Source organism: Arthrobacter sp. 2YAF22_2, assembly GCF_052114645.1.
GTDB lineage: Bacteria > Actinomycetota > Actinomycetes > Actinomycetales > Micrococcaceae > Arthrobacter.
In genome coordinates this window covers 1-9,996 of the sequence record NZ_JBFRFD010000064.1, presented here as the reverse complement: position 1 = coordinate 9,996, position 9,996 = coordinate 1, and the positions used below count along the sequence as shown (strand labels likewise).

Annotated in this window: 11 protein-coding genes and 1 tRNA gene; 4 read left to right on the top strand and 8 right to left on the bottom strand. The window is 65.5% G+C overall.

The features are described 5' to 3' along the window. Window positions 1-47: 47 nt before the first annotated feature. From ppsA to AB4Y86_RS04480, 5 genes are all read right to left on the bottom strand, one after another. Window positions 48-2,435, bottom strand: coding sequence for a phosphoenolpyruvate synthase (gene ppsA / locus AB4Y86_RS04500; RefSeq protein WP_441400466.1), 2,388 nt, complete (start codon window positions 2,433-2,435; stop codon window positions 48-50). Window positions 2,436-2,582: 147 nt separating this feature from the next. Further along, window positions 2,583-3,401 carry a pyruvate, water dikinase regulatory protein gene (locus tag AB4Y86_RS04495; protein ID WP_441400464.1) on the bottom strand — a complete coding sequence of 273 codons (819 nt, stop codon included), beginning with the start codon at window positions 3,399-3,401 and terminating at the stop codon, window positions 2,583-2,585. A 131-nt stretch (window positions 3,402-3,532) separates the two neighbouring features. Then, window positions 3,533-4,186, bottom strand: a complete 654-nt coding sequence (locus AB4Y86_RS04490) for a DUF1254 domain-containing protein (protein WP_441400462.1) — start codon at window positions 4,184-4,186, stop codon at window positions 3,533-3,535. A 1-nt stretch (window position 4,187) separates the two neighbouring features. Beyond that, window positions 4,188-4,790 (bottom strand): DUF1214 domain-containing protein, encoded by a 603-nt coding sequence (locus AB4Y86_RS04485; RefSeq protein ID WP_441400460.1) that lies wholly within the window; start codon window positions 4,788-4,790, stop codon window positions 4,188-4,190. 65 nt (window positions 4,791-4,855) lie between these two features. Next, entirely contained in the window at window positions 4,856-5,317 is a 462-nt protein-coding gene (locus AB4Y86_RS04480) for a GyrI-like domain-containing protein (RefSeq protein ID WP_441400458.1), read from the bottom strand. Window positions 5,318-5,466: 149 nt separating this feature from the next. On the opposite strand from AB4Y86_RS04480, the gene AB4Y86_RS04475 reads away from it, so the two are divergent. Together AB4Y86_RS04475 and AB4Y86_RS04470 are read left to right on the top strand one after the other, a co-directional pair. Continuing rightward, the gene (locus tag AB4Y86_RS04475) at window positions 5,467-5,670 is read left to right on the top strand and encodes a hypothetical protein (protein WP_441400456.1); all 204 of its coding nucleotides are present in this window, start codon (window positions 5,467-5,469) and stop codon (window positions 5,668-5,670) included. Window positions 5,671-5,777: 107 nt separating this feature from the next. After that, complete coding sequence (locus tag AB4Y86_RS04470) at window positions 5,778-6,554, top strand: type 1 glutamine amidotransferase domain-containing protein (protein WP_441400455.1); 777 nt, start codon at window positions 5,778-5,780, stop codon at window positions 6,552-6,554. A gap of 96 nt (window positions 6,555-6,650) precedes the next feature. Here AB4Y86_RS04470 and AB4Y86_RS04465 read toward each other — a convergent pair whose 3' ends face one another. The 3 genes from AB4Y86_RS04465 to AB4Y86_RS04455 all read right to left on the bottom strand — a co-directional run bounded on the left by AB4Y86_RS04465 (window position 6,651) and on the right by AB4Y86_RS04455 (window position 8,311). Further along, a complete protein-coding gene (locus AB4Y86_RS04465; RefSeq protein WP_441400453.1) occupies window positions 6,651-7,013 on the bottom strand; it encodes a DJ-1/PfpI family protein in 363 nt (120 codons plus the stop codon). Between the two features lie 126 nt (window positions 7,014-7,139). After that, window positions 7,140-8,018 carry an aldo/keto reductase gene (locus AB4Y86_RS04460; protein ID WP_441400451.1) on the bottom strand — a complete coding sequence of 293 codons (879 nt, stop codon included), beginning with the start codon at window positions 8,016-8,018 and terminating at the stop codon, window positions 7,140-7,142. Between the two features lie 203 nt (window positions 8,019-8,221). Further along, a tRNA-Ser gene (locus tag AB4Y86_RS04455) sits at window positions 8,222-8,311 on the bottom strand. A gap of 148 nt (window positions 8,312-8,459) precedes the next feature. Between AB4Y86_RS04455 and AB4Y86_RS04450 the strand changes: the two genes are divergently transcribed. Both AB4Y86_RS04450 and AB4Y86_RS04445 read left to right on the top strand, forming a co-directional pair. Beyond that, a complete protein-coding gene (locus tag AB4Y86_RS04450; protein WP_441400449.1) occupies window positions 8,460-9,515 on the top strand; it encodes a zinc-dependent alcohol dehydrogenase in 1,056 nt (351 codons plus the stop codon). A gap of 3 nt (window positions 9,516-9,518) precedes the next feature. Continuing rightward, window positions 9,519-9,917, top strand: a complete 399-nt coding sequence (locus AB4Y86_RS04445) for a 6-pyruvoyl trahydropterin synthase family protein (protein ID WP_441400447.1) — start codon at window positions 9,519-9,521, stop codon at window positions 9,915-9,917. Window positions 9,918-9,996 lie beyond the last annotated feature (79 nt).

The following is a 9,996-nucleotide window of genomic DNA, read 5'->3' as shown; positions in this document are numbered from 1 at the left end:
GCGGGGGCCTCGCTAGGTGGCCGTGACGGTCACCGGTCCTTCGACATTCAGTCCGCCTGGGGGGCGGCCGCCGACAGGCGCAGCCAGGTGTCCACCACCGTGTCAGGGTTCAGCGAGACCGAATCGATGCCTTCGCCCACGAGCCACTCGGCGAAGTCCGCGTGGTCGCTGGGACCTTGGCCGCAGATGCCCACATACTTGCCGCGGGCCTTGCAGGCCTTGATGGCCATGCTCAGGAGCTTTTTGACCGCAGGGTCGCGTTCATCGAAGCCGCCCGAGACAATCGCGGAGTCGCGGTCCAGGCCGAGGGCCAGCTGGGTCATGTCGTTGGAGCCGATGGAGAATCCGTCAAAGTAGTCCAGGAACTCGTCGGCGAGAAGGGCGTTGGAGGGAATCTCACACATCATGATCACCTCGAGGCCGTTCTCACCGCGGGTGAGGCCGTTCTCTGCCAGCAGCTCGATCACGCCGCGCGCCTCCTCCAGGGTGCGTACGAACGGGATCATGAGCTTGACGTTGGTCAGCCCCATCTCGTTACGGACAAAGGACAGGGCCTCGCACTCAAGGTCGAAGCAGTCCCTGAAGGACGGCTCCAGGTAGCGGGACGCGCCACGGAAGCCGAGCATCGGGTTCTCTTCGTGCGGCTCGTAGGCCGGTCCGCCGATCAGGTTGGCGTACTCATTGGACTTGAAGTCGGACATCCGCACAATCACCGGTTCCGGGGCGAACGCCGCGGCGATAGTGGCCACGCCCTCGGCCAGGCGTTTGATGTAGTAGTCGCGCGGGCTGTCGTAGGCGGCAATCCGCTCGCGGATTTCCGCGGCCACGTCGGCGGGCTGCTCGTCAAGGTTCAGCAGCGCCTTCGGGTGGATGCCGATCTGGCGGTTGATGATGAACTCCAGCCGGGCCAGGCCCACGCCGTGGTTGGGCAGCTGGGCGAAGGTGAAGGCCTGCTCCGGGGTGCCGACGTTCATCATGACCTTGACCGGGGCCTCGGGCAGCTGGGCGATCTCGGTTTCCTCGACGCTGAAGTCCAGGAGCCCCTCGTAGATGAAGCCGGTCTCGCCGTCGGCGCAGGAGACGGTCACCTCGAGCCCGTCGCGCAGCGCGTCGGTCGCGTCGCCGGTGCCGACGACGGCGGGGATCCCCAGTTCGCGGGCGATGATCGCCGCGTGGCAGGTGCGTCCGCCGCGGTTGGTCACGATCGCGGAGGCACGCTTCATGATCGGTTCCCAGTCCGGGTCGGTCATGTCGGCGACGAGGACATCGCCGGTTTCGAAGGAGGCCATCTGGTCAATAGAGCTCAGGATGCGGACGCGGCCGGCGCCGATGCGCTGCCCGATCGCGCGGCCCTCGGACAGCGTCCGTCCCGACTCGTTGAGGCGGAAGCGGCTCAGGCTGCCGGCGGACCGACGGGACTGCACGGTCTCCGGGCGTGCCTGCAGGATGTACAGGCCGCCGTCGATTCCGTCCTTGCCCCATTCGATATCCATCGGGCGGCCATAGTGGGCCTCGATGGCGAGGGCGTGGCGGGCGAGCTGCTCGACGTCGTCGTCCGTCAGGCTGAAGCGGTTCCGCAGCGATGCCTCGACCGGAACGAAGTCAATGGTGCGGCCGATTTCACGGCTGGAGGTGTAGGTCATCTGGAGCGCTTTTTCGCCCAGCCCGCGCTTGAGGATGGCGGGGCGCCCGGCCTGCAGGGCCGGCTTGTACACGTAGAACTCATCAGGGTTGACGGCGCCCTGGACCACGGCTTCGCCGAGGCCGTAGGAGGAGGTGACGAAGACGGCGTCGTTGAATCCGGATTCGGTGTCCATGGTGAACATGACGCCGGAGGAGCCGACGTCGGACCGCACCATCCGCTGCACACCCGCGGAGAGTGCCACCTCGGCGTGCTCGAATTTGTGGTGCACCCGGTAGGCGATGGCGCGGTCGTTGTAGAGGGACGCGAACACGTCCTTGATGGCCAGCAGGATGTTTTCGATGCCGCGGACGTTCAGGAAGGTTTCCTGCTGGCCGGCGAAGGAGGCGTCGGGCAGGTCCTCGGCGGTGGCGCTGGAACGGACGGCCCAGGACAGGTCCTCGGAGCCGCCGTGCTTGTCCACGAGTTGCTGGTACGAGTCACGGATCTGCGACTCGAAGGCCGGCAGGAAGGGCATCTCGCGGATCAGGGTCCGTATTTCCTGGCCGGCCGCGGCCAAGGCCGTGACATCGTCGGTGTCCAGCCCGATCAGACGGTCGGCAATCTTCTGGTCCAGGCCGGATTCGGCCAGGAACGCACGGTAGGCGTCCGCCGTCGTGGCGAAGCCGTCCGGCACCTGGACGCCGGCGGAGGTCAGGTTCTGCACCATCTCACCGAGGGAGGCGTTCTTGCCGCCCACCCGGTCCAGGTCCTTGAGTCCGAGTTCCGAGAACCACAGGATGTCTGTCGTCATAGTTACTGCTCCTTTGCAGATGGTGGCATGCAGCGGCGCCGGCCCCCGGCCGTAACCGGATGGTGGGCGCAATTCCTGTTTACCTTGACAGGTCTGCGCCCGTGTTTCCACATGGCGTACGCCGCACGAAGTTTGTGAAACTTTTCTCTAATGCTTGAGCTTCATCTGTTGCAGGATGGTGGCGGACATTTCCTCCACTGACACGCTGGCCGAGTTCAGGTACGGAATCCCGTGTGAGACGTATAAACGCTCGGCGCTGCGCAGTTCGAATCCGCACTGCCGCAACGATGCGTAGGGCGAGCCGCGGCGGCGCTCGGTGCGGACTTGGCTCAGGCGCAGGGGATTGGTGGTGAGGCCGAAACATTTCGAAACGAACGGCCGCAGCGGTTTGGGGAGCCCTTCGCGCTCAAAGTCCTCGTCCACCAGCGGGAAGTTGGCGGCGAAGATGCCGTGCTGAAGGGCCAGGTACATGGTGGTGGGCGTTTTGCCGCAGCGTGACGGGGCCACCAAGATGACCTGGGCCTTTTCGAGCGCCCGCAGGCTCGCGCCGTCATCGTGCTCCATGGCGTATTCGACGGCGGCCATCCTGGACTGGTAGCGGGCGGCGTTGCCGAGTCCGTGGGCCCGGCCCGGTTCCCCGCTGGCCTGGGCGCCGAAGGCCTGCTCCAACTGGCCCACGTGGGTCCCGATGAGGTCCACCATGATCCCGTGGCAGGTGCCCAGCGTCTGGCGGATATCGCTGCCGACGGCGGTAGAGAAGACGATCGGCTGCAGGCCATGCGCGGCCATTCCGTCGATGGTGGTCACGACCTTGCGGGCCTGGTCGACGCTGGTGATGAAAGGGATGGTAATGCGGTCGAAATCGTTCCCGGGGAACTGCGTCAGCAAAGTGTTGCCGAGCGTTTCCGCGGTGATGCCCGTGCTGTCCGAGAGGAAGTAGACCGGGCGGGGAGCGTCATTGGTCATGAACGAATTGTGCCCCAAAGCAGCCCGGGTGTTCATCCGTGACGCATCCGGGGCGCCGCGAATCGCTGTTTGAGCACCCGCTGCGCTTTGCGTCTATCCCGCACGCTGCGAAACCGTGGTTCAGCCCCGCGCTATTGGTGCAACGCCGCGAGACGCATCTGTTTCGCAAGCGCGTAGGCGATCGGAAGATCGCTGTCGCTCTCGACGAGGACCCGGCCGATGACGAGCGCGGAATCGGTGGGCGAAGAAATCTGCGTCATGCCGTTCGGTACGGTTCCCTCCCAGCCGGGCCCGCTGAGAACATAGTCGCCGGCCTTGGTTCCGGTGGTCCGTTTGCCGACGTACGCAAAATTGGCGCTCGTCCGTGGGTCGGTGAACTGCAGACTGAAGTAGCGGCCAGCCATGTCCGGAACGTGCAGAACCTGTGGCCCCAGGCTCAAGTCGAGCCAACCGCCGACGTAGAGCAGATTGTCGGCTCCGGTTGCCATCAGGCTCCCGCGCGACGCGGAGGGGGACGAGGTGCCGGGCACCGCATAGAGCGTGTTGACGGGGATCGGGCCGTCCCCGAACCCATGCCTGAGAATCGCCCGCTTGTATCCCGTGACCGTGATACGCGGCCAGAAGTAAAGGAAGGCCGGTAGGCCGAGCCCCCACACGATGAGGGCCGCTGTGGCAAGTGGAATGATCTCGCCCCCGCTGGCGATCCGCCGGTAGATGACCCAAACGAAGACCGCGRGGATGACGGCCGTGAGGGGACGCGCGTACGTCAAGACGAGGCGGTTCATATCACTGCGCCCTGACAACGGGCGGCAATTGGTACGTGCCGTCGAGGATTGCGGGGCCGGGCAGATACACACGGAACATCAGCTTGAACTTCCCGGAAGGTGTCGGCAGCCAGTTCTGCCCGTGCCCGTTCGGAGCCTGATGCTGGAGGTGGATATCGACCGAACCGTCGGCGTTCTGCAGAAGAGGTGAACGGTCACCAACGCTCTGGCGATGACTCGGATGCGTCACCATGTACCCGGCGACATCGGTCGGTGTGAGCGACCAGAAGGCCTCATTCGGGGGGAGTTTTCCGGGAGGAAAATGCAGGGTGTATACGTGGCCGCCGCTGAGCGTTTGCCCTGAGCCATCCACGGTGGCCGTCCAGTACGCGGCCTCCTCAAACACGTTGACGAGGGGGAGGGCCTTGGCGCAGGCGGCCCGCACGAGGACTCCGTTGCCGGGCTGGCCGCATTTAGGGATGGCATTCCAGCCGTTGACAGTGGTCGTGATCGTCCGGCCAACGGCATTCATCACGAGGATCGCCGTCAAGAACGCAAGCACGGCACCGAGAAGCAGCCCCTGCACGACACCGGACTGCGAGAACCATGCGAGGGCGTTGACCATAACCGCAAACTACCACCGTACTGAGCGCCGTGAGCCGGTCCCCGCCGGACGGCTGTCACCGGCTCCTACTTCAGCAACTGCACGACCGTCGTTTCCGTGAGGGCCGGATCGGGTGTCGGATCTCCGTAGATTTCCCAGCACAGCCCGGCGGCCTCCCTTCGATTCGCCGCCATCCACTCGGTGATCGCGGCGTATGCCTCGTTCAAGCGATGGTACGGCCCACGGTGGACTGCCACCGCGGCCTCGCCCCCAGGCGTTTCGGTCGCATACACCTCGGCCACCGTTTCAAAGGTGCAGGTGACTTCGACGCCGAATTCGCACAGAATGGGCGCGTCCGGCACGTTCGAGTGGTGGTAGACGAAGATGTTGTGGCCATCCGTCCACAGACCCGGTTGGCTGCGAATGAAGTCCCAGACCTTGCCCACCGCAGGGCCCCATGCCGAGACGACTTCAGCGGGTGCGACCTCGCGCCGGACGGCGGCCAGCGTGCGAGGGCGGACAATCTGCACGTCGACGAGCACGGTCATGCCGCGATAATACATCGCACGCGGCCGGCGGACTTCGTTTCAGGCGGCCCGCACCGAGACGGATTCCCTCAGCCCCTGGCAGGGGCGGCCACCCCGGGCCGGCCGGGGTTCGGGGGTAGGCTGTGTGCCACGTCACTAAAGGAGGCCCGATGAGCTACAAATACCGGACCGTCAAGGTCCGCGGCACGGACCTGGTCGGCACGATTGCGCGCAGGCATGGCGGTGCGCCCGAAATCTACGAGACCTCGAAGGACCCGAGCACCTCCGTGGTTCCGGTGTTTTTCCCGGACACCGGCGAGATCCGCTTCTTCGACCGGTCGGTGCTGGAGGATGTTGCCAGCCCGGCCGGGTAGCGGGCCCTGGGGCCCCCGGACCCTCGTGGCCGGTCGGCCGACGGCGAAAGGAAGTGGCCCTGACGAGGGCGGGGCGTAGGGTGGAAGCCGGACGAAAGGAGCACTTCATGAAGAAAATTCTCATGGTACTGACCAGCGTTTCCGAGATCGGCGATACCGGAGAGAAGACCGGCTATAACGTGGCCGAAGCTGCCCATCCCTGGAAGGTTTTCAAAGATTCCGGGCACTTCGTCGACTTCGCGTCCATCCAGGGCGGCCAGCCCCCGCGCGACGAGGTGGACCAATCGGACCCTATCCAGGTCGCCTTCACGGAGGACGAGACCACACGGGCTGGCCTCTACAACACAGCCCGCGTCGACGTCGTTGATCCCGATCAGTACGACGCCGTCTACCTCGTTGGTGGGCACGGCACCATGTGGGACTTCCCGGACAGCGAAGGCCTGCAAAAGCTCGTGGCCAGCGTCTACAACGCCGGCGGCCTGGTGGGTGCGGTCTGCCACGGACCGGCTGGCCTGCTGAAGGTGGAATTGGAGAACGGGCTTCGTCTCGTCGAGGGCCGCAAAGTGGCCGCCTTCACCAACGACGAGGAGGTTGCCGCCGGGAAGGACAAGGTCATCCCGTTCTTCTTGGCCGACCGGCTTGAAGAACAGGGCGCCACCCACGTCTCCCCCGATGTCTTTGAGGAGAAGGTCGTGGTTGACGGCCGGCTGGTGACCGGACAGAACCCGGCCTCTGCCGCCGGCGTGGCGAAGGAGATGGAGAAGCTCTTCGCGGAGGTCATCCACCGGGAAAAGGCCGAGGAGCAGCACGAGGCGGAAGCTGTGCGCGTCGAGAAGGACGCCGAGAAAGACGCTAAAAAGGCTGCCGCAGAAGCGGAGCACTAACGTCCGCAGCGCGCTGAAACTGGCGGCCGCCCCGGCGGGCGGCCGCCAGTTGGCGTACGGGTAGCCACGGGCTCTCGGTGGCTGCCGCGCAACCAGTCAGGCGCGGCCGGCCACCAATTTCATCATTTCCCGCGAGAACGCGGCTAGGTCCATCGGCCATCGCGAGATGACGAGATTCCCATCGACTACGACGTCCGCATCTTCCCAGGTGCCGCCGGCCTGGGTGATTTCGTCCGGCACGCCGTCTCCCCAGTACGAGGTGAGCCGCCGACCCTTCACAAGGTCCGCAGAAACCACGAGATAAGGTCCATGACAGATTGCGGCCACGGGTTTGTTGGCGGTAAAGAATGAGCGTGCGATTTCCACCGCGGGCTTCGACGAGGCGGAAGACCGGAACGTACAATTCCAGATCTTCAAATTTGTCGGCGGAGAGGACCAGAGCTTTTCCAGCCCCGCCATTGACGGCCGGCGGGACGCCCGAAGCAGCCATCGTCGACTGACAGTGCCATGCGGAATCCTACGGACGCAGAATAGGACGGGTCCATCAAATGGAGGGTTTGGAGGCGCCGTCTGGGCCGTGTCCGTTTAGGTTGAAGCCGGCCAGTCGGAGCCGACGTCGCGCCAGGCCCGCTCGATGCCTTCCAAAGCCGCAGCCGGAAGCGGGCCGTTGCTGGCCGCTGTGATGTTCGAGCGCAGGTGGGCCAGTTTGGCCGTGCCGGCAATTGCGGTGTGCACACCGGGCGCGTACACCGTGAAACGCAGGGCGAACTCTGTCCAATCCAGGTCTGAGGGGTCCAGTTGGAGTGCCTGAAGCCGTTCCCAATAGAGTTCAGCGTAGTTCCCGCTCGGTCGCTCGAGGAACCGCCACGGCGCGTTCGCGATCGGGCGCTTGGCGATCACTCCCAGTTCGGGCCGCCGGCGCAGAACATTTCGCAGATTCCACTGATCAGCGATGTTGACGCTCGTTTCAATGGCACCGAACCGGCCGGAATCGACAGCGAAAGCGAGCGGCTCGTTGTCTCCGCTGTAGCCGGCGACGCCAATCTTGCCGGCCGCGACTGCCTCATCCAGGGTGTCCTGCAGGTCTCCTCGCCGCAGAATCTCGAGCGGGCAGGAGTGCAGATAAAAGATGTCGATCCGTTCCGACCGGGTCAACCGTAAGGAACGCTCAATACTTGCCAACACGCCCTCCGGCGACCAATCCCGTTGACCGTCGATCTTCGGGCCGCCTTTGGTGGACAGCACGAACTCGTCCCGGCGTCCGCCGAGGTGCCGGCCGATACGCTCTTCGCTCAACCCGTAGCTGGCGGCGGTATCGATCAACGTCACGCCCAGATCCAATGCCCCGTTTAGCACCTCGGCGGCTTCGGCCTCGGTGACATCGCTCTCGCCAATTTGGCCGGCACCTAGCCCCACGATGGAGACCTCCAAACCAGTGTCCCCAAATGTCCTTCGCTCCAGCATGCCCTCACTCCTCGTCTCATAAGGGCCACCCGACCCTCGCTCGTCAGTGTCACGCCCTTGAGCCGGCGATCACGTGCGGCGACCTGCCGGAGCACAAGGCCTCGGACCTAATTTGCCAATCCTTTGCCATTGAGGTCTACCCAGGGCAAAGCAAAGGGCCCCTGCTTCCCTTGTAAACAAAGGAATGCAGGGGCCCAGCTATCTGGCGGTGACGGTGGGATTTGAACCCACGTTGGCTTTGACACCAAACAACATTTCGAGTGTTGCACCTTCGGCCGCTCGGACACGTCACCAACCTGAATAGGGTACCGGAGCAAGGCGCCGAACCCCAAAACGGGATCGAGCCGCGTCCCGTCGCACGCTGCAAAACCGCCTCCCGGCGACGCCGCGGGCGGACGCGACTTCCCCCAGCCACCCGGCGGCACTAGATTCGTAAGCAAGATGAGTACCCCTAACGACACAAGCCAAACACCCGCCGTCGCAACCGCATACTGGACCGTAGGCCTGGAGAAGGGCGAACTCCGGCGCGAGGAACTGCCAGTGCCCGGCCCCGGCGAAGCCCTCGTGCGCTCGCTCTACTCCGGCATCAGCAAGGGCACCGAAATCGTGGTTCACAACGCCCGGGTCCCGGAATGCGTGGCCGAGGAAATGGCCGCCCCGCACCAGGTTGGCAGCTTCCCGTCGCCGGTGAAGTTCGGCTACCTCTCCGTCGGTGTGGTCGAAGACGGCCCGGCGGACTGGCTGGGCAAAACGGTCTTCTGTCTCCACCCGCACCAGGACCGCTACGTCGTCCCGATCGGATCCCTCACCGAGGTTCCGGACAATGTTCCCGCCCGCCGGGCCGTCCTGACCGGCACCGTGGAAACCGCCGTCAACGCCCTCTGGGAGGCCGGCCCCCGGCTCGGCGACCGCGTTGCCGTGATCGGCGCCGGGCTCGTCGGCGGCATGGTCGCGCAGCTCCTCGGCACGTTCCCGCTGGGCCGGCTGCAGCTGATCGACGTCGACCCCGCCAAGCGTGCCTTCGCCGAGGCCCTCGGCGTCGACTTCAGCCACCCCGACGACGCGCTGCCGGACTGCGACATCGTGATCCATTGCTCCGCCTCGCAGGCCGGCCTGGAACGCGCCCTGCAGCTGGTGGGCGACGAGGGCGAAATCATCGAGATGTCCTGGTACGCGGACCGCAACGTCACCCTGCCGCTCGGCGAAGATTTCCACGCCCGACGGCTCTCCATCCGCGCCAGCCAGGTGGGCGTCGTCGCCCGCGCCCGCCGCCACCGCCGCACCACCGCGGACCGGCTCAAACTCGCCGTCTCCCTGCTGGCCGACCCGGTCTTCGACACCTTCCTCACCGGCACGTCCGGCTTCGACGAGCTGCCCGGCGTCGTCCAGCGCCTCTCCGACGGCAGCCTGGACGCGCTCTGCCACGTCATCGAATACCCCGGCACCGAACAACCTGAAGATCCGGCCCACGCCCCCGCAACAGAAACCACGAGGTAATCCGTGTTCAGCCTGACCGTCCGCCGCAATTTCATGATCGCTCACAGCCTGCCGCGCCCCGCCTTCGGCCCCGCGCAGGGCCTGCACGGAGCCACGTTCGTCACCGAGGTGACCTTCCGCCGTCGGACGCTCAACGAGGATGCGATCGTGCTGGACATCGGCGAAGCCGGCGACGTGCTGGACGCCATCCTGGCGGAGCTGAATTACAAAAACCTTGACGAGCACCCGGACTTCGCCGGCAAACTCAGCACCACCGAGGCGCTGGCCCAGTACATCGCGGACGCCGTTGCCGCCAAGATCCGCGGCGGCCGGGACGGACAGGCGCTCGCGGGCATCGACGTCACCCTGCGCGAGACCCCGGACGCCTGGGCCAGCTATTCGCTCGAGTTCGACGCCGGCTAGCAGCCCCGTGGAAGTCACCGGCGTGCGGCTGTTGCTGCCCGGCAACGTCCGGCACAACTCGGGCGGCAACGCCTACAAC

Bases quoted from the DNA above. Each gene is read 5' to 3' on its own strand.
- AB4Y86_RS04450 (WP_441400449.1), top strand. From the start codon at position 8,460: ATGAGTACCCCTAACGACACAAGCCAAACACCCGCCGTCGCAACCGCA.
- AB4Y86_RS04480 (WP_441400458.1), bottom strand. From the start codon at position 5,317: ATGACCGTGCTCGTCGACGTGCAGATTGTCCGCCCTCGCACGCTGGCC.
- AB4Y86_RS04465 (WP_441400453.1), bottom strand. From the start codon at position 7,013: ATGGCGGGGCTGGAAAAGCTCTGGTCCTCTCCGCCGACAAATTTGAAG.
- AB4Y86_RS04495 (WP_441400464.1), bottom strand. From the start codon at position 3,401: ATGACCAATGACGCTCCCCGCCCGGTCTACTTCCTCTCGGACAGCACG.
- AB4Y86_RS04475 (WP_441400456.1), top strand. From the start codon at position 5,467: ATGAGCTACAAATACCGGACCGTCAAGGTCCGCGGCACGGACCTGGTC.
- ppsA (WP_441400466.1), bottom strand. From the start codon at position 2,435: ATGACGACAGACATCCTGTGGTTCTCGGAACTCGGACTCAAGGACCTG.
- AB4Y86_RS04470 (WP_441400455.1), top strand. From the start codon at position 5,778: ATGAAGAAAATTCTCATGGTACTGACCAGCGTTTCCGAGATCGGCGAT.
- AB4Y86_RS04485 (WP_441400460.1), bottom strand. From the start codon at position 4,790: ATGGTCAACGCCCTCGCATGGTTCTCGCAGTCCGGTGTCGTGCAGGGG.
- AB4Y86_RS04460 (WP_441400451.1), bottom strand. From the start codon at position 8,018: ATGCTGGAGCGAAGGACATTTGGGGACACTGGTTTGGAGGTCTCCATC.